This window comes from Dinghuibacter silviterrae (genome assembly GCF_004366355.1).
GTDB classification, from domain to species: Bacteria; Bacteroidota; Bacteroidia; order Chitinophagales; family Chitinophagaceae; genus Dinghuibacter; species Dinghuibacter silviterrae.
This window is the reverse complement of record NZ_SODV01000001.1, coordinates 3,526,630-3,543,199: the sequence shown is the minus strand read 5'-3', so window position 1 is coordinate 3,543,199 and position 16,570 is coordinate 3,526,630. Positions and strand designations below refer to the sequence as shown.

General features: G+C 57.9%; 19 protein-coding genes. 6 read left to right on the top strand and 13 right to left on the bottom strand.

Features of this window, described 5'->3' with window-relative positions; translation table 11 throughout:
• Position 1 precedes the first annotated feature (1 nt).
• Positions 2-4,264, top strand: a complete 4,263-nt coding sequence (locus EDB95_RS15285; protein WP_133994670.1) for a beta-galactosidase — start codon at positions 2-4, stop codon at positions 4,262-4,264.
• Here the strand turns inward: EDB95_RS15285 and EDB95_RS15280 are convergent.
• Positions 4,239-5,066: a TlpA family protein disulfide reductase gene (locus tag EDB95_RS15280; protein ID WP_133994669.1), complete on the bottom strand. Its 828-nt coding sequence runs from the start codon at positions 5,064-5,066 to the stop codon at positions 4,239-4,241. The genes EDB95_RS15285 and EDB95_RS15280 overlap by 26 nt on opposite strands.
• 93 nt (positions 5,067-5,159) lie before the next feature.
• Here EDB95_RS15280 and EDB95_RS15275 point away from each other — a divergent pair, with 93 nt between their 5' ends.
• Positions 5,160-6,887, top strand: a complete 1,728-nt coding sequence (locus EDB95_RS15275; protein ID WP_133994668.1) for a glycoside hydrolase family 28 protein — start codon at positions 5,160-5,162, stop codon at positions 6,885-6,887.
• Here the strand turns inward: EDB95_RS15275 and EDB95_RS15270 are convergent.
• The 4 genes from EDB95_RS15270 to EDB95_RS15255 are packed head-to-tail and all read right to left on the bottom strand — an operon-like array spanning position 6,864 to position 10,749.
• Entirely contained in the window at positions 6,864-7,538 is a 675-nt protein-coding gene (locus EDB95_RS15270) for a CPBP family intramembrane glutamic endopeptidase (RefSeq protein ID WP_133994667.1), read from the bottom strand. The genes EDB95_RS15275 and EDB95_RS15270 overlap by 24 nt on opposite strands.
• Positions 7,535-7,906: a cupin domain-containing protein gene (locus tag EDB95_RS15265; protein WP_133994666.1), complete on the bottom strand. Its 372-nt coding sequence runs from the start codon at positions 7,904-7,906 to the stop codon at positions 7,535-7,537. Before EDB95_RS15265 ends, EDB95_RS15270 begins: the two co-directional genes overlap by 4 nt.
• Entirely contained in the window at positions 7,903-9,366 is a 1,464-nt protein-coding gene (mqo, locus tag EDB95_RS15260) for a malate dehydrogenase (quinone) (RefSeq protein WP_133994665.1), read from the bottom strand. The genes EDB95_RS15265 and mqo overlap by 4 nt, the downstream gene beginning before the upstream one ends.
• A gap of 3 nt (positions 9,367-9,369) precedes the next feature.
• Positions 9,370-10,749, bottom strand: a complete 1,380-nt coding sequence (locus tag EDB95_RS15255) for a glycoside hydrolase family 28 protein (RefSeq protein WP_133994664.1) — start codon at positions 10,747-10,749, stop codon at positions 9,370-9,372.
• Positions 10,750-10,812: 63 nt separating this feature from the next.
• Between EDB95_RS15255 and EDB95_RS15250 the strand changes: the two genes are divergently transcribed.
• Positions 10,813-11,106: a hypothetical protein gene (locus EDB95_RS15250; protein WP_133994663.1), complete on the top strand. Its 294-nt coding sequence runs from the start codon at positions 10,813-10,815 to the stop codon at positions 11,104-11,106.
• A gap of 82 nt (positions 11,107-11,188) precedes the next feature.
• On the opposite strand, the gene EDB95_RS15245 is transcribed toward EDB95_RS15250, so the two are convergent.
• From EDB95_RS15245 to EDB95_RS15235, 3 genes are read right to left on the bottom strand one after another with little or no spacing between them, the layout of a single operon-like run.
• Positions 11,189-11,629, bottom strand: coding sequence for an SRPBCC domain-containing protein (locus tag EDB95_RS15245; RefSeq protein WP_133994662.1), 441 nt, complete (start codon positions 11,627-11,629; stop codon positions 11,189-11,191).
• Positions 11,626-12,039, bottom strand: a complete 414-nt coding sequence (locus tag EDB95_RS15240; RefSeq protein ID WP_133994661.1) for an SRPBCC family protein — start codon at positions 12,037-12,039, stop codon at positions 11,626-11,628. Before EDB95_RS15240 ends, EDB95_RS15245 begins: the two co-directional genes overlap by 4 nt.
• A complete protein-coding gene (locus tag EDB95_RS15235) occupies positions 12,036-12,353 on the bottom strand; it encodes an ArsR/SmtB family transcription factor (RefSeq protein WP_317129030.1) in 318 nt (105 codons plus the stop codon). The genes EDB95_RS15240 and EDB95_RS15235 overlap by 4 nt, the downstream gene beginning before the upstream one ends.
• A gap of 93 nt (positions 12,354-12,446) precedes the next feature.
• Between EDB95_RS15235 and EDB95_RS15230 the strand changes: the two genes are divergently transcribed.
• Positions 12,447-12,761 carry a zinc-ribbon domain-containing protein gene (locus EDB95_RS15230; protein WP_133994660.1) on the top strand — a complete coding sequence of 105 codons (315 nt, stop codon included), beginning with the start codon at positions 12,447-12,449 and terminating at the stop codon, positions 12,759-12,761.
• Positions 12,762-12,849: 88 nt separating this feature from the next.
• On the opposite strand, the gene EDB95_RS15225 is transcribed toward EDB95_RS15230, so the two are convergent.
• From EDB95_RS15225 to EDB95_RS15210, 4 genes are read right to left on the bottom strand one after another with little or no spacing between them, the layout of a single operon-like run.
• On the bottom strand, positions 12,850-13,386 hold the full coding sequence (locus EDB95_RS15225; protein ID WP_133994659.1) for a DinB family protein: 537 nt from the start codon (positions 13,384-13,386) through the stop codon (positions 12,850-12,852).
• A 29-nt stretch (positions 13,387-13,415) separates the two neighbouring features.
• On the bottom strand, positions 13,416-13,850 hold the full coding sequence (locus tag EDB95_RS15220; protein WP_133994658.1) for a hypothetical protein: 435 nt from the start codon (positions 13,848-13,850) through the stop codon (positions 13,416-13,418).
• A 35-nt stretch (positions 13,851-13,885) separates the two neighbouring features.
• Positions 13,886-14,845 carry a GlxA family transcriptional regulator gene (locus EDB95_RS15215; RefSeq protein ID WP_133994657.1) on the bottom strand — a complete coding sequence of 320 codons (960 nt, stop codon included), beginning with the start codon at positions 14,843-14,845 and terminating at the stop codon, positions 13,886-13,888.
• Positions 14,846-14,851: 6 nt separating this feature from the next.
• Positions 14,852-15,583 (bottom strand): hypothetical protein, encoded by a 732-nt coding sequence (locus EDB95_RS15210; protein WP_133994656.1) that lies wholly within the window; start codon positions 15,581-15,583, stop codon positions 14,852-14,854.
• Positions 15,584-15,625: 42 nt separating this feature from the next.
• Between EDB95_RS15210 and EDB95_RS15205 the strand changes: the two genes are divergently transcribed.
• Positions 15,626-16,054 (top strand): DUF1772 domain-containing protein, encoded by a 429-nt coding sequence (locus tag EDB95_RS15205; RefSeq protein ID WP_133994655.1) that lies wholly within the window; start codon positions 15,626-15,628, stop codon positions 16,052-16,054.
• 13 nt (positions 16,055-16,067) lie between these two features.
• Positions 16,068-16,292 carry a hypothetical protein gene (locus EDB95_RS15200; RefSeq protein ID WP_246073649.1) on the top strand — a complete coding sequence of 75 codons (225 nt, stop codon included), beginning with the start codon at positions 16,068-16,070 and terminating at the stop codon, positions 16,290-16,292.
• On the opposite strand, the gene EDB95_RS15195 is transcribed toward EDB95_RS15200, so the two are convergent.
• The gene (locus tag EDB95_RS15195; protein ID WP_133994653.1) at positions 16,280-16,570 is read right to left on the bottom strand and encodes a GNAT family N-acetyltransferase; all 291 of its coding nucleotides are present in this window, start codon (positions 16,568-16,570) and stop codon (positions 16,280-16,282) included. The two genes, EDB95_RS15200 and EDB95_RS15195, sit on opposite strands and share 13 nt — an antisense overlap.

Here is a 16,570-nt window from a genome sequence, read left to right as displayed (position 1 = left end):
GTTGAAACACCTCCTTCTGTCCCTGATCGGCTTTGTTCCTTCGATGATCTTTGCCCAACGAAAGGCTTATTATGTGGATGCCCTTTGGGGGGATGACCGTCTTTCCGGCACGTCCCCCGCAGCCGCCTGGAGAACCCTTGAAAAAGCCAATGCACACGTCTTCCTTCCCGGGGAGACGTTGCTGCTACGGGCCGGGCGGCGGTTTGAGGGGCAGTTGGTGGTGCACGATGTGACCGGGGTTTCCGTCGGCCGCTACGGCGTCGGAGACAAGCCGCGGATCGAAGGCGGCGGACGCTTTTCTTCCGCCGTGTTTGTGTCTAATTCGTCATCTGTCGTTTTGAGCGACCTCGATGTATCGAATTACGGCGGTTCGCGCGCACCCCACCGCTTTGGAGTAGAGGTGTCCCTTAGTTCCTTCGGCGTCGCCCGCGACATCCGCCTGTTGCACCTCGATGTGCACGACGTCAATGGTAGTTTGGTAAAAAAAGAAGGCGGCGGCGCGGGCATCTCCTGCGATGCCGGTACAGGCTCCTGTTTTGACAGCCTGCTCATCGAACACTGTACCGTCCGCCGCTGCGAGCGCAACGGCATCATTCTCGGCGGGTCCTCCAACCGAACGGCCTGGTTTCCCAGCACCCACGTGCGGATCGCATATAACCTGATCGAAGAAGTCCCGGGCGACGGCATCGTCCCCATCGGTTGCGATGGCGCCCTGGTCGAACACAACATCATGCGCGGTTCCACCCGGCTTCTGCCCGACGGGGAATCCGCCGCCGGCATCTGGCCCTGGAGCTGCGACAACACCGTCATACAGTACAACGAGGTCAGCGGACACAAGGCGCCCTGGGATGGCCAGGGCTTCGACGCCGACTGGAACTGCAGGAATACCATTATTCAATACAACTATAGCCATGACAACGAAGGTGGTTTCCTGCTGGTCTGTAACGACGGTAGCGCCAGCTCCGGCTGGAGCGCCGGTAACCGGGGGACGATCGTGCGGTACAACGTGAGCGTCAACGACGGGTTGCGCACTACCGGTGTGCACGCCGGGTTTTCTCCGTTGGTCCACTTCGCGGGGCCAACCTCCGGGGCTTGTGTGTACAATAATGTGTTCTATGTGCCCCGCAGGGGCGCCGCGGGTCCGGCTCAAGGTACCGCGGGTTCGGCTCAGGGCGCCGCGGGCGCCCGGCCCGACAGCACCTTGGTCGCCTTCAGCGATTGGCACGGCTACGCTGACAGCACGTTTTTCCGCTATAACGATTTTGTTGTGGATTCCGGCGTGGGGAAGTTTTCGCTGGGGCGGGCTACGAATGTGGTCTTTGAGCATAACCTCTATCACGGAGTGTTTGTTGACCGGCCGGCCGATGCGGGCGCGATCTTAAGCGCTCCCGGGTTCCGCGCGCCGGTGGGACCGGGCGTCGAGGGGCTTTCCGCCATGGAGGGGTTCAGGTTGCGGGCGGATGCGGCGCACCCGGAGGTGGGGGCGTTTCCGCGAGGGGTGGCCGCGGCCGGCGCGCCCCGCGCAGCCACCGCGATCACGGGCCGCCACCACTTCGCCCTCGGCGACTCCACCTTCCTGCTGGACGGCAAACCCTTCCAGATGATCTCCGGCGAGATGCACTACACCCGCGTCCCCCGCGAAGCCTGGAGGGCCCGGATGCGCGCCGCAAAAGCCATGGGTCTGAACACCATCGGCACGTATGTCTTCTGGAACGCGCAGGAACCCGAAAAGGGACACTTCGATTTCAGCGGGAACAACGACATCGCCGCCTACGTCCGTATGGCGCGGGAAGAAGGCCTTTGGGTCGTCCTGCGCCCCAGCCCGTACGTGTGCGCCGAATGGGAATTCGGTGGATACCCTTATTGGTTACAAAAAGAAAAGGGCCTCGTCGTCCGTAGTACCAACCAGCGTTACTTGGAAGAATATAGAAAGTACATCATGGCCATCGGCCGCCAGCTAGCCCCCCTCCAGGTCAACCACGGCGGAAACATCCTGATGGTCCAGATCGAAAACGAATACGGGTCGTACGGCTCGGACAAGGCCTACCTCGACACCAACCGCCGGCTTTTCCGCGAGGCGGGTTTCGACGGGTTGTTGTACACCTGCGATCCCGCTCCGGATGTGGAAAAAGGGCACCTCTCCCCCCTCCTGCCCGCGGTCAACGGCATGGACGACACCACCCGTGTAAAGGCATTGATCCGCGCCAACCACGACGGCAAGGGACCCTATTATATCGCCGAATGGTACCCCGCGTGGTTTGACTGGTGGGGCGCCTCCCACCATACGGTGCCCGCCGCGGACTACGCCCCGTCTCTGGACGCCGTCCTGTCCGCGGGAATCTCGATCAACATGTACATGTTCCACGGGGGGACCACCCGGGGCTTTATGAACGGCGCCAACTACAAAGGCTCCACACCCTATCAGCCCGAAACGAGCAGCTATGACTATGACGCGCCCCTGGACGAGGCCGGGAATCCCACCGCAAAGTATATGGCTTTCCGGTCGGTGATTCAACGGCATGTTTCTTCGCCGCTGCCGCCCGTTCCGGCGATCAAACCCGCGGTAGCATTGCCGGTGGTCCGGCTGACGGCGCGCGAAAGTCTTTTTGCACACCTGCCGGCCCCGGTGATCCACCAAACGCCCCTGACATTCGAAGACCTGAACCAGGCTTATGGATTCGTACTCTATAGGACCATCCTTCCGGGAACCGCGACCGGACTTCTGACGGTCGGGGGGCTCCGGGACTATGCGCTCGTCTTCCTCAACGGCCGGCGGATCGGTACGCTCGACCGTCGCCTGGACCAGGACAGCCTGCTCATCGCCGCTCAGGCGGCCGATACCCTGGACATCCTGGTAGAGAACCTGGGACGGATCAACTTTGGACCGTACCTTTTGCAAAATGAAAAGGGCATCACCGGGCGGGTGACGCTGGATGGAAGCGAGTTGCGGGGGTGGCGGATGTATAGGCTGCCGTTCGACCACGCGCCCAACGTGTCCGCGGCCAGCATCGTGCCCGCAGCGTCACTGCCCGCACCTGGCGCACCCGCAGCGGCGCCGGTCGAAGCGGCGCCGGTCGCGAACCGCGCTGCGCCGGCCTTAAACGGCGACGCCCCCGTGCTGAGCGCGGGCACCTTTCACCTGGAAAAGCCCGCGGACACCTACCTCGACATGAGCGCCTGGGGCAAAGGTTGTGTATGGATCAACGGCCACCACCTCGGCCGTTACTGGTACGTCGGTCCCCAGCAAACGCTGTATATACCCGCGGAATGGTTGCGCAAGGGCGACAACAAGGTCGTCGTGTTCGACGAAACCGGCGTGGCGCTGCCCGAGCTGGCAACCGTGGATCATCCCATCCTGGATCACCTGACCGACGACAGCTTTACCCCGGGCAAAACCTGGACCGACGATAAGGGCGACGTCATCAACGCGCACGGCGGGGGCATCCTTTTCGACAAAGGAACCTACTACTGGTTTGGCGAAAAAAGGGGCGGCCACCAGTCCCAGGGCGTAAACGTGTATTCCTCCAAAGACCTTTACCACTGGGCATTCGAAGGACTCGCCGTGGCGGTCTCCCCCGATACCGCCAGCGACATCGCCCGCGGTTGCATTATGGAACGCCCCAAGGTTTTATACAATGCCCAAACCCGTCAATACGTGATGTGGTTCCACCTCGAACTCCGGGACAAAGGCTACGCCGCCGCCCGGGCCGCCGTGGCCGTCAGCGACAAGGTCACCGGTCCCTACCATTATGTCCACAGCTTCCGCCCCAACGGTAATATGTCCAGGGACATGACGCTGTTCACGGATGACGACGGCTCGGCCTACGAGGTGTATTCCTCCCGCGAGAACTACGATATGCGGATCGCAAGGCTGTCGGAGGACTACCTCTCGGTCACCCCGGCAGACAGCCTGATCGCCCGCGACCATCAGGAGGCGCCCGCCCTTTTCAAGCGGAACGGCACCTACTACCTGATCACCAGCGCCTGCACCGGCTGGGCCCCCAACAAGGCCAGCCTGTATACCGCCACCTCCATCTTTGGTCCCTGGACACGACAGGGCAACCCGATGCGGGGCGTGGACGCCGACCGGACCTTCGAGGGACAGTCCACGTATGTCCTGCCCGTCAACGGTAGTTATATTTTTATCGCGGACCGTTGGAACCCAAAGGACTTAAAAGACAGCCGGTATCTCTGGTTGCCAGTAGAGTGGAAGGACGATGGGCCGACGATTCCGTGGACTAGCGAGTGGCGTTTAGAGCCTTAATTATGGCATCGTCCGTCAACGTGCCATCAGAAAAAAATAGGATAACACCGGTCTCTCTATCGAGCAAGTACGTCTTTGGAATCCCCTTGACATTAAATTTCAAAAGGAGGCTGTCATTGCTCATACAGTGAAACCCGTATGTATGTCCATATTTTAAAGAAGCTTTGCCCTCTGTTTCCTTGGCCTTATCTTCGGAAACAAATATGAATTCCAAGACATCAGCCGGGTATTTACTCCTGATATGATTAAACTGGGGTATTTCCTGCACACATGGCTGGCACCAACTGGCCCAAAAGTTCAAAAGAATGTACCTGCTTTTTATTTTTCGCAGGTCGACCATGTTGCCATGGACATCTTCCTGAACAAATGCAGGCGCCTTTTTACCCACGGATAGCGTATTGTAGTAGAACAATTCCCGGATACTGCTGTCTTCAGGCGAATGCGCATAGGTTGCCGCCAGGTACTTATTGTAAAAATTCCACAAAGAGTCCATGGATATTCCTTCCATCGGCCCATACCGTACGATATCATCTTTAAAGACAATAAGTGATAGATGTACATCGGGGTTTTCCGAGACAAAAAGAAGTTTTTTGGCCCTATAGGCGTTCCAAAACGGCCTTATCCCTTCTCCAATAGCCGCATTGTTCGCCTTGACAAAGGCATCCCTTTCTGTTTCCGTAAACTGCAATAAAGCGGCCCGTCCAACACTATCGACATCGAGCACGTCCGTGTCTGCATTTTGGGGTTCGGATCTGGCGCTGACGGTCAAAAGTGCGAAACAGGCGGCGAGTAGTGTCTTCATTCCATAAATATATTCGGAAGGATTGCTACTATAAGCCAATAGTTTGCTAAAATCGCTGAGTTTGGGCGCGTCGCGGCGAAGGAACTTGGGCCCATGAGCAACACTTTTTCACGACGCGGCTGGCTGGCGCTCGCCGCCGGCGCGACCGCGGGGTTGGCCGCCGACCCGGCGAACGGCGCGACCGCAAATGGCGCCGGCTCGCCGGCCGCTCTGGCCGCGGGCCACGGCGGCGGCGATGCGGCAGCGGGCCACGGCACCGCCGCCCCGGCCCCCGACCTCGGCCCCATTCGCGGCGCCGGCGCCTCAGACAACGCCCTCGGCGCCCGCCTCTACAACATCCGCGACTTCGGCGCCAAAGGCGACGGGACGTCGCTGGATACAAAAGCCTTACAGGCCGCCATCGACGCGTGCACGCGAGACCTGGGCGGCACCGTCCTGGTGCCCGCCGGCCGTTTCGTTATCGGGACCGTCGAACTGAAGAGTAACGTTACCCTGCACCTGGCCGCTCAGGCCACGCTGGTGGGGAGCGCCGATGGAACGCAATACCGGGCGGCGGAAGCGATACCGCTGAGCGGGGACACGACACTGAACGACGGGAACGTCGGGTTGATCTTTGCGGTGGGCGCCGACAATATCACTATAGAGGGCAAAGGGACGATCGACGGGCAGGGCGCGCAATTCAGGAGCCCGGCCCGGGGGCTGCCCTCGCCGGCGGGGCGGACGGGGAACGACCGTCCGTATCACCTCCTTTTCCATAAATGTAACAACCTGACCGTGCGGGACATCTACCTGTACAAATGCGCGTATCATTCGATCAGGGTTATCCAATCGGAACACATCAAAATGGGGGGGCTGCGCATCTACAGCAAAGTGATCCACAACAACGACGGGTTTCATTTTATCAGTTGCCGGTATGTGCACCTGAGCAACTGCGACGTGCAGTGTCAGGACGATGCGTGCGCGCTTTTTGGGTCGTGTCAATACATCACGGTGACGAATTGTAGCTTTAGCACCCGATGGTCGGTGTTCCGTTTCGGGGGTGGGGAAGCGCGGAACATCACGGTGTCGAACTGTCTGATCTACGAGGCGTATGGCTGTCCCATCAAGATGCGCGGCGGGCAGGGGTCCCGTTTTGAGGACATCCGTTTCTCGGACATCGTGATGCGGGACGTGACCGGGCCCATTTCCATAGGGCTCCAGGGGGAGGGCGTGGTGCGGAATATTTCGTTTTCGGGGATACACGCCACCGTTGTCAAACCGGTTCAATTGCGGGAGGCGGAGTTTACCAGCGGGTACCGGCCAGGGGAAGTATTTTCCTGCATGGTGTTGAACGGTGTGGGGGAGGCGTACTTAGAGAACATTTCGTTTGAAGACGTGCACGTGCACTATCCGGGCGGGGGAACGGAGGAACAGGCTGCCGTGCGCGCGGTACCGGCCATCGCGCGGGAGTATTTCGAGATCGGGGTTCCCCCGGCTTATGGGTTGTACGTACGAAACGTCAAGGGCCTAACGCTGTCGAATATACGCCTGACGGTGGACAACCCGGAACTTCGGCCGGCGCTGATTATGGATCACGTGACGGATGCGGCGGTTAACGGGTTGAGCGCCCAGGGAGACGAAAACGTGGAATCGCTGATACGGATTATCGATTCCAGCGACGTGTTGCTGACGGCGACCCGCGTGTTGTCGAAAGTGCCCGTGTTCCTGCGGCTGGAAGGCCCGGCTTGTGCCAATATCAAGGTGGACGGCGGCGACCAAACGAAGGCGACGAAGTTAACGGCCTTTGAAGCAGGTGCTCTAGTGCAGCCGGTGCAACAATAGAAAAACCGCCCCTATGTCCCAAAGCGCGTGAAAAACAATGGCCGCTTTGATGTTCCGGTACCGTTCGTAGTACAAGGCCAGCACCAGGCCGATCACAAAGGTGCCCGCGACCTGGGTGACCGTTCCGTATTGGATATGCGCGAGGCTGAAAAAAATGGACGTCACCAGGACGGCCACCCAGCGGCGCCCCGTGAGGATGTCCAGGCGCGGAAGGAGGTAGCCCCTAAACGTCAGTTCTTCGGTGACACCGGCGATCACGGCGGAGTAAAAAATAAGCCAGTGGTGTGCCTTGAGTATCCCCAGCATCCGGGTCATCCGTGGCCCCAGCCCCTCATGGAAGTGGGTCGCCCTGAAAAGCAGGCTTTCCACGAAAACGCCCACCAGCACTGCGCCAAAGAGCCCCAGGATCGACAAGACGTAACCACCCGCCGTCAATCGCTCTTCTTTCCAAAGCAGGAGGGGTTGTTTTTCCACGCTACGGGCGTGCCACCAAACGACGAGGGCCCACACGCAAAAAAGGCTGCGGGCGACGGCCGTGAAGGCGACCGGGTTGCGCAAGCCGAGCCCGCGGAGGAAGGCGCTGCCGCAAAGGCACAACAGGGCCAGCAAACCAAGGGTCAGGAGGACGCCGCCCAGCATGGGGCGCTTCATGCGCCGGATGTTTGATCCGCCACGAACGGCACCGCATCACCTTCGGAGAACACCACATACACCCTTCTCCACGGCTCATCATTAACGAGCCGCCACTCGTGCCCGCTGCCGCGCACATCCGTCGCGATCAGCACCTCACCGGGGTGGACCAAAAACGTCTCCCCGGTATGGGTGGTAAACGACAGTACCCCCGCGAGGGTGATGACATACTGCGTAAAAGGCGCATTGTGCCAATCCAGCGTTGAGTGCGCGGGCGTTTCCTTAAACATAACGGAGGTCGCCGCCGTGAGCGAGCCATCGGGGATATGCCCCGCCGTTACATGGGAGTGCCCGTCGGGGCCGGTATATAAGAGGTAGGCGCGTATCATGCGTGTTCGAGGTTGAGGACGGCCGCGGTGTCGGCCCGGACCTTGGTACACAGCGCGGCGTCGTCGATCAGGGAGTGGCCGTAGGACGGGATCATTTCTTTGACCCTGGGTCCCCAGCCGTCTTTGAGGCGGGGGCCAAAACACCGCTCCAACACCTGGCATATAATCGCCACGGCGGTGGAGGCGCCGGGGGACGCGCCCAGCATGGCCACCAGCGAATGATCACCGGCGGAGACGAGCTCGGTTCCGAACTGGAGGATGCCGCCGTGTTCGGGGTCCTTTTTGATGATCTGGACGCGTTGACCGGCGACTTCTATCCGCCAGTCTTCGGCGCGTGCCTGGGGGAAAAATTCCCTGAGCGCCTCCAGGCGTTCGTCCATCGATTCGAGGACCTGGCCGATAAGGTATTTTTCCAGGGCATAATTGTCCCTGCCCACTGCGAGCATGGGCAAAATATTGTCCAGGTCGATGGACCCGAAGAGGTCGAGGTAGGACCCGTGTTTGAGAAACTTTGTCGAAAAACCGGCAAAGGGGCCGAAAAGCACCGAGGTCTTGCCTTCGATCCTGCGCGTATCGAGGTGGGGAACCGACATGGGTGGCGAACCCACCGCGGCTTTGCCGTATACTTTGGCGTTGTGCCGGGCAGCGATGTCGGGGTTGTCGCAACGAAGCCAGACCCCGCTGACCGGGAAGCCCGCGTAGCCTTTGGCTTCGGGGATACCGGATTTCTGGAGCAGGTGGAGCGAACCGCCCCCGGCGCCGATAAAGACAAAGTCCGCCTTGACGTCGCTGTGGTGGCCGGTTTTTTCGTCCCGGACTTTGGCGACCCAGTGGTCACCCTGGCGCCGGAGGTCCTGTACCCGGCTCCCGTAGTGTACGTCGAAACCGTCGAGAAGTATTTTGGTCAGGGCGCCGTAGTCCACATCCGTCCCAGTCCGCATCCGCGTGGCCGCCACGACGTCACCTGGTTCACGGCCTTCCATCACGAGGGGGAACCAGTCCTGGAGCTGTTGTTTGTCATCTGCGTATTCCATGCCCTTGTACAAGTGGTGCCCGGAAAGTGCTTCGAAGCGCTTTTTTAAATAGGCCATATTGTCCGCACCCCGTACGAAGCTGCAATGGGGCACGGGGTGGATAAACGCCTGCGGATCGGCGATGCGTCCTTTTTTGACGAGATAAGACCAGAACTGCCGCGAAAGATCGAACTGGGTATTGATCTCCAGCGCATGCGCAATGTCGATCCCGCCGGCGGCATTCTCGGGGGTATAGTTGAGCTCGCAAAGCGCGGCATGGCCCGTCCCTGCATTATTCCAGGCGTTGGAGCTTTCTTCTGCGGGTTTGTCGAGGACTTCGTGGATGTGGATGGAAATCGATGGGTCAAGTTCTTTGAGCAGGGTCGCAAGGGTGGCGCTCATGATACCGGCGCCGATGAGAAGGACCTCAGGGTGTTTGGGAGGCATATATTAGAATTTCGTTTCGTCGAAAACACAGGTCGGCCGATAGTCGGGTGTTTTCGCCGTCAAGGTAACATTTTTTAGGGTAACACCGTTCGCGTGTCGGACATAGAGGCCCCAGGCGGGCAGCTCGCCGAACATGGAGAATTCGGGGTAGTCGGAGGGGTTTTCCGGCACAGGTCCGGCGTTCACCAGCCGCGTCCCGCCGCCGGGATATGTGACGGCGATATCCTCCAACACGACGTCTTCCACCGGATGCCCCGGAAGCCCCACAATGGAGGAAGGAAATATATTGTGCTCAAAAGGAACAGGCGGCCCCTCCATAGGATACCCCGCATCGGGTTTGCCCGCCGGCACCTCCACGCTGACATGGGCGATCCGCAGACGCCGGACAATGCTATAGACGGAGTCCCTGTTGCGGTGTCCCAGCCGGATAAAAATGGCGTTCCCCGTGTTTGTTGCGTGTATATCGTGGACATCCACGTCCTCCATACGCCCGCCGTCCACGCATTCCAGGGCAACGGCCGACCGGTAGGTATCGTACACCCGCACGTCGCTGATGGTGATGTGATGGAACCCGCCCCTGGCGGCCGTTCCCAGCTTTATTGCGCTGGCGCTGGACCGCACGGTGCAATGGTTTACGACGATGTTGTCACAGGAGTCGTTCCGGTCCTCCGACTTCAGACAAATCCCGTCGTCATCCGCGTCAAAAAAACTATTGGTCAGCCGCACGTTCTTGCAGTCCACCAGGTCGATACCGTCGTTGTTCCAAAAGGTGTTGCTTTCGACGCGGATGCTGTCGATGGTCACGTCGGAACAGCTTTTGTACTCTTCCACCCAATCCAATGCGTGCTTCAGGGTAATCCCCTTGACCGTGACCCCGGTACAGCGCAGAAACCCGATGATCTTTGGCCGGTTTTCTTCCGAGGGCCGCACCTGGTGCCAGGGATTGGGGGTTTGCCATTCCGCGTCCTGCATCGTCCCCGCCTTCAATTTATCGTACAGGTCTTTAAGCAAGGCTTCTCCTTGTCCGTCGATGGTGCCGGTGCCCACAATCCCAATATCGTGCTGTCCCTCTGCCATGAGGAGCGGCATCGCGTTTTGAGGACCATAATCCAATCGATTGGTGCTACCGAGCAGGACGGCGTCGGATGCAAGGGATAACGTGACGTTGGAGCGAAGCGTCAATACCCCCGTGACGAACTGCCCCTTGGGGATCAACACCATCCCCCCTGAAACGCTTGCCTTATCGATGGCCTTCTGGATCGCTTTTGTATTGATGGTCTTCCCGTCGGCCTTGGCGCCGAACGAACGAATGTCATACGTTTTTTGCTGGGCATTCGCGGTAACCGCCACCAGCAAGAGCCATAAAAATCCCGTTTGTCGCATAGGCCTAAAGGTTGCTTATTTTTTCAACAATAAAACCGGAAATTTGCGCAAACGGTTTCGTCCTTGTCTACCATAGCCAGCACCGCGGGTCTTTTGCAACAACTGTCCCAGCACCCCACCCTTCCCATGCTGGTTACGTCTTCGCATGCGCCCATGCAACCGCCGTCCGGCGTGGCTTTGGGCGCTCCCCGACGGCTGAGTGCCTATATGCTTTTTGTGATGATCGAGGGCAACACGACCCACCAGGTCGATCTTCGGCCGGTGTCCTTGAGCACCGGTCACGCGATGTTTATACAACCCCATGCGGCAAGGAAGGTTTTGAGGAGCTGGCCCGCACCGGCGGCCAGTGGCAGGTAACACCCACCCGGGCCCCAGAAATCGCGCTGATCCGTTATGATAAAGGCATCGTCGTACTGACGGGAACGGAGAAAGTGGAAGACTACAGGGTCACCTGCTGAGCCCTTTTCTCGGGCATACCCTGGCCTTCGGTGAGGAGCTTGAGAAGACTGGTCTTGACATAAAAGTCCCAACCCTTTTGGCAATTGTCGAAACATTCCACCTCGGGCACAAGACCGACGTGGGTCATTCGTATGCCGCCGGGGATGATGTCCCATACAAGTGTCGTGTGTTGCCATTCGTGTGCGTCGCTGACGAAGTCTAAAAAACTATCGACAACCTCCCAGGTCACTTTTTGATCCGGGATCCATTCGATCAGCTTCATGGTCACGAAGGTCTTTCCAAAACGAATGGTGAAGACGCTGTCCAACCCGCGGGTGTCGCCCGTAAGGTTGCCCGTCCACCATTCGTTGACCCGGCAAACGGCGTCGAATAATTCGGCGGGTGTTTTGTCCACTTTGATCGTGGCGGAATAATGGTTCATACAGCTTGTTTTTGTAAAAATTCAGGTAACGCGGTGTTGAGAAGAAAGGCCCAGCCGCTTTCGACATTCTTCGCCTTCCGTACCTCGGCGGAAAAGCTTTCCAACCCCTCGTGCGTCAACCGCAACCGGGTGTTCTCCCCTTCGGGGAAAAGTTCGTAAGTGACAAGCGACAGCCCTTCCTCGCCTTCATACCGCCAGGTATAGGCGAGCTTTTTGCCAGGGACTACTTCGGTGACCTCGCAGAGGTGGACATTGGGTTTGGTCTCGCAGGTGCCCGCAAAAGAAAAGGCAAAGCCCACCTCCGCCCTGAACTCAGGGATCTGGAAATACCACTGACGCAGGAGGTCCACCCTGGTGATCGCCTGCCATACGTCGGTGACAGGGGAGTCGTAGATTCTTTCGATAGTCATTTTTTCATTTCTTTAAGGACATTACCTAATAGGTCGAGACGATTGTCCCACATCTTCCGGAAAGGTTCCACCCATTCCGCTACCTCGACGAGTTTCTCCGGCTGGATGGTGCACCAGCGCTCCCGCCCCTGGGGCTCGACCTTTAACAGCCCACATTCGTGCAGGATCTTGATGTGTAGCGATATCGCCTGCCGGCTCATCTCGAACTGTTCCGCGATCGAGTTCAGGTTCTGGGGCTTTGCCGCCACCATTCCGATGATCGTACGCCGTGTGGGGTCGGCGATGGCCTGAAATACGTCCCTTCTCATTTCCATAATTCGCAAGTAAGTACTTGCACAAAGATATGAGCAAGGATTTGCTTGCGCAAGCTTTTTTGCAAAAATTATTTTAAAGTATCTTGCTACCCTATGCTTTTCCTTCTGATCAAAGGCACCCGTACCGTGCCTATCGGCGTCGAAGAACAATTTATGTTTTGCTCTAATTGCCGGAGCCACAGTGTCCACGACATTATGGTCAGCAGTCGCTATTTCCATGTATACAATATCCCCGTCATGCCTTTGGACAAACACGCCACGGTATTTTGCCACACGTGTGGGTCCCAGCGGGGTTTTGAGATGGACAAAGACATAAAGTCGCGTTTCAAGCACCCATGGAATACCTATCTCCTGGCCGCCATCGTCGTCATTTTTATAGCGCTCGTGGTGCTCTCCAAGCTATGGTAGCTTTGAACGGGTTCAAAAAGGCCACCGGCATGGATATGCCGGGTAACACATACACATGCCGGTGGAAAGATGGAAAAGAAGGATAACCCTAAAACAGCTGCTCATTAGGCGGCCGTATCCCCAGCAAACGAATGTAAATGGTCGTCTGGCCACGATGGTGGGTCTGGTGCTCAAACGCCTTTTCGAGCAGGGCGAAGCGCGTGGCTTCGAAGGTCCGGAGCTTTACCTTGGCGCCGAGGGTGGAGGGATCGAGCGCTTGCAGCTCGTTGATCACAAAGTCATAGCTGGCGTTGACATAATACTGGACGGAGTCGGCGCTTTGCGCGCTGGAACGTTCTTCCGCGCCAAACACGGCGGCCTGGGGTTTCTCACCCAGGGCGGTCGAGACGAGGAAATAGTTGGCGCTGGCCAGGTGGAGCATCTGCTGCGCATAGCTGCGGGTGCTGTCGACCGCCTTGAAGGAATACTTGTCGGCGGGCATGGCGGACAGGTACTTGTCCGTATAGGACTTGGCCCGGTTCCAGTCGGCGATAAACTGGGTTTTCACGTCATCGCCGCTCAGGCTTTGTGCGGAGGCGGTCAAAGAAACAGAAGACAGACATAGCAAGGCAATTAGATATCTCATATAAGTGATTTGCCCGCTAAGGTAGAAAATTATCTTCCGAAAACATTGGTCGTGGCATCGGGGCTGGTGGGGTATTCCGTCATGGTGAGCGTATCGTTCGGTTCGCCCAAAGTAGTGATGATCTGGGTCTCGGGACGCAGGATGACTATACTCTCCGGGGGCAGGAGCAATTGGCCGGAGGTGTTGCTCAGTTTCAGGAGGTCGCCGCCCAGGCTCGTAGCGCTAAGCCCAAAAGAGCTAAGTCCAAAGGAGCCCCGGAGGACCACCTGGCCGTTATACAGGACCTGATAGCTGCCGTCCGTTTCCAGATTCAGCACCGTAGTGTCGCCAGGAGTGGCGAAAGTTTCCGTAGGACCTGTAACCGAACGGACCCACGTCCATTTTCCACAGTAGGCGGGATCGGGAGAAGCGGCATATTTTTTACAAGCGGCCAGGACCAGGCAACAAAGGAGGAGTCGTTTCATACCCCGTTGACAACCGGGCAACAGGAACCGTTGCACTACCCCGTATACCGCCTGGCGTATTTCCTTTTATACTCCATGGGCGACAACCCCGTGATACGCTTGAAGATCGTCCGGAAGGCCTTGGGGTCGCGGTAACCGGACTCGTCCATGATCAGGGGCAGGTCGCGTTCGTTTCTTTCGATGGCCTTTTTGGCGGATTCGATACGGACGCGCTGGAGGTATTCAAAGGGGGTGTTGTTGGTGGCGGCTTTGAAACGGCGGATAAAATTACGCTTCCCCATGTGGACGTTGCCCGCCAGGAGGTCGATGGAGAGCTCGTCCTGGTAGTGTTTTTCCAGATAGGCCTGGGCCTGGAGGATGGCGGTGTCCCCGTGTTGGTGCTGGCCGGTAAACACGGCAAAGTGGGCGGGACTCCCGCGGTCGAGCTCGATGGCGTACATCTTGCTGATCCAAAGCGCGGCTTCGCGTCCGCAAAACTTTTCGATGAGGTAAAGGACCAGTTTTAGGGAGGAAAAAGCGCCCCCGCTGGTATAAACGCCATCCTGGTCGGTGATCACCCGGTCGGAAGTTGTCCGGATGGCGGGATAACGCCGTTGCATGTCTTCCAGGACGGCCCAGTGGGAAGCGACGGTCTTGCCGTCCAGCAAACCGGCCTCCGCGAGGAAATAGCTTCCGGCGCAAAGACTCGCGATTTCGGCACCGGTCCCGTGTATGGTTTTTAGCCAGCGGATCGAGGCGGGGTAGCGGCTCAGGACACTCAGGTCGTCTACCATAAAAGAAGGTACGATGACCAGGCCGGGCCGGGTGGCTGTGGAAAAAGATTTAAACGCCAGGGGTGCGAACGCAGGGGGACACTCCCCTACCAGCTCGACGGCAAAGGCGGGTTCTTTGCCCGTCATCTGCTGGTAGCGGTTGGCGCCGGCCAGGAGGTCGAGCACGCCGGTCACCGAAGAAGGGACGACGGCGTCAAAGATGAGTAACGATACAGCAAGCATAGGTTTTTATTGTAATTCCTCATCGATTTTCTTCGTAAGGTCGGTACACGTCGCGATACAGGTATCATAGCTCCGGTTCACATTGCCGGTAATAAAGCTCTTCCCCGCGGCGACCAGGAAGCGCATCTCTGACAGCCGAAGCATCCCTTCCCCATCCTCAATCGCCGTGCCAGCCTGGTTCAGGATGGCGTGCTGCCGGACAAAGCTGCTCACGTTCATCACGTATTCGTAATAATAGCGGTTTAGGTTTTCGACGCGTTTGATCTGGTTCTCGTGCAGGCTGATCACTTCGTCCAGCAGCGCCTTGTTGCGAATGATCCCAAACTTGCCGCTCCCCTTCAAACCCTCGTAACGGCTGACGTTGGGATCGAGGTCCGTGGTGTTGAAAAAAGCCCCCCCGTAGGCAATCAGGCTGTCTTGATCGAGGGGCATTCCTTTCCCCACGCGGATAAAGTAGTCGAACTGAACCACGGCGTTTTTGTAAAAGTCACGGCCGGTCCTGGCATTGTCCATGTCGGTCTGGATGTCCTGTCTCAGCCCCTGGAGGAACTCCCGTTCCTCTTTTTGTTCATGCAAGCTGTCGCTCCAATTGTGGAACCAGATGGATATGGTCACGGCAAAAACAATGATCAGGACCTCGATCAGGATTTCCCTGAGCTTAACCAGCCAGGGCGTGTGGGGGTTCTTTGCGTTTTTGTAGGCGACCTCCAAGTGTTTGACGATTTCGTTTTCCGACATAATGAACAGACAATATACTCAAATTTGATTAGTTTGGCGCTCATGAGCGACGACACCCTGTCCGGCTACCGGGACACCCTGCAAAAGGACATCACCGACAAGGAAAAGGAATACCACACGACCATCACCTACATTTCGGCGGGGGCACTGGCCTTTTTCCTGACGCTCAACGACAAGTTCTTTAAGATCCAGAGCGCCCACGGGGAATGGCTGATGTTTGCCTCCCTGGGATGTTTGCTTTTGTCGATCATCCTGTACGTCCCCGCCAACATGGTGGACATTTCCACCGACAGGACATTGATGGACGAGGTGGACCGTCAGATCGGCGAGGACATGGACGACGACGACGCCTTATTAAAGATTTGGCGGAAATCGATGCGGTGGTCCCAACTGATCTACACCGCCCGGTTGATCGCTATGGTGGTGGGGGTTGTCCTGGAGGCGATTTTTGTTTCCTGCAACCTGTCCTAAAAAATTCAACTCCATGACCATCAATGGTTTCTTCTCCGGCCAGAGCGTTGAAAAAGACCCGCAACCTGACCGTCCCGGGCAGCGGCCAGATCGTCACCCAGCTCGCACAGGCCGGCCTGGTGGACGAATACCAATTCATGATCAACCCGGTCGCCATCGGCGCCGGCTCGACCTCAAGCTGGTGGCGAGCCGGGTGTTCAATACCGGGAGTGTGCTGCTGACCTATCAGCCATACTGAGGATCCAGGAACTTCTTATACTCCGGGTGTCTTTTGAGATACACGGACACATAGGGGCAATAGTTCATCACGGGCTGTTTGTGGGTTTCGGCATACGCGAAAGCCGCTTTGACAAGGGCTTCCGCGATGCCTCTCCCCTCCAGGGTTTTCGGTACAAAGGTGTGCATGAAGGCGATGTCGCCTTTATAAAACCGGTAAACTAAGTAAGCCTTTTCGCCATCGGCCGTGATTTCAAATTGTTTTTCGTGTTCGTTGTTGACGACGGTGTAAGTGTCCAT

Bases quoted from the DNA above. Each gene is read 5' to 3' on its own strand.
- EDB95_RS15225 (WP_133994659.1), bottom strand. From the start codon at position 13,386: ATGAGATATCTAATTGCCTTGCTATGTCTGTCTTCTGTTTCTTTGACC.
- EDB95_RS15210 (WP_133994656.1), bottom strand. From the start codon at position 15,583: ATGTCGGAAAACGAAATCGTCAAACACTTGGAGGTCGCCTACAAAAAC.
- EDB95_RS15265 (WP_133994666.1), bottom strand. From the start codon at position 7,906: ATGATACGCGCCTACCTCTTATATACCGGCCCCGACGGGCACTCCCAT.
- EDB95_RS15200 (WP_246073649.1), top strand. From the start codon at position 16,068: ATGACCATCAATGGTTTCTTCTCCGGCCAGAGCGTTGAAAAAGACCCG.
- EDB95_RS15235 (WP_317129030.1), bottom strand. From the start codon at position 12,353: ATGGAAATGAGAAGGGACGTATTTCAGGCCATCGCCGACCCCACACGG.
- EDB95_RS15255 (WP_133994664.1), bottom strand. From the start codon at position 10,749: ATGCGACAAACGGGATTTTTATGGCTCTTGCTGGTGGCGGTTACCGCG.
- EDB95_RS15230 (WP_133994660.1), top strand. From the start codon at position 12,447: ATGCTTTTCCTTCTGATCAAAGGCACCCGTACCGTGCCTATCGGCGTC.
- EDB95_RS15275 (WP_133994668.1), top strand. From the start codon at position 5,160: ATGAGCAACACTTTTTCACGACGCGGCTGGCTGGCGCTCGCCGCCGGC.
- EDB95_RS15205 (WP_133994655.1), top strand. From the start codon at position 15,626: ATGAGCGACGACACCCTGTCCGGCTACCGGGACACCCTGCAAAAGGAC.
- EDB95_RS15280 (WP_133994669.1), bottom strand. From the start codon at position 5,066: ATGAAGACACTACTCGCCGCCTGTTTCGCACTTTTGACCGTCAGCGCC.
- EDB95_RS15240 (WP_133994661.1), bottom strand. From the start codon at position 12,039: ATGACTATCGAAAGAATCTACGACTCCCCTGTCACCGACGTATGGCAG.
- EDB95_RS15220 (WP_133994658.1), bottom strand. From the start codon at position 13,850: ATGAAACGACTCCTCCTTTGTTGCCTGGTCCTGGCCGCTTGTAAAAAA.
- mqo (WP_133994665.1), bottom strand. From the start codon at position 9,366: ATGCCTCCCAAACACCCTGAGGTCCTTCTCATCGGCGCCGGTATCATG.
- EDB95_RS15270 (WP_133994667.1), bottom strand. From the start codon at position 7,538: ATGAAGCGCCCCATGCTGGGCGGCGTCCTCCTGACCCTTGGTTTGCTG.
- EDB95_RS15215 (WP_133994657.1), bottom strand. From the start codon at position 14,845: ATGCTTGCTGTATCGTTACTCATCTTTGACGCCGTCGTCCCTTCTTCG.
- EDB95_RS15195 (WP_133994653.1), bottom strand. From the start codon at position 16,570: ATGGACACTTACACCGTCGTCAACAACGAACACGAAAAACAATTTGAA.
- EDB95_RS15245 (WP_133994662.1), bottom strand. From the start codon at position 11,629: ATGAACCATTATTCCGCCACGATCAAAGTGGACAAAACACCCGCCGAA.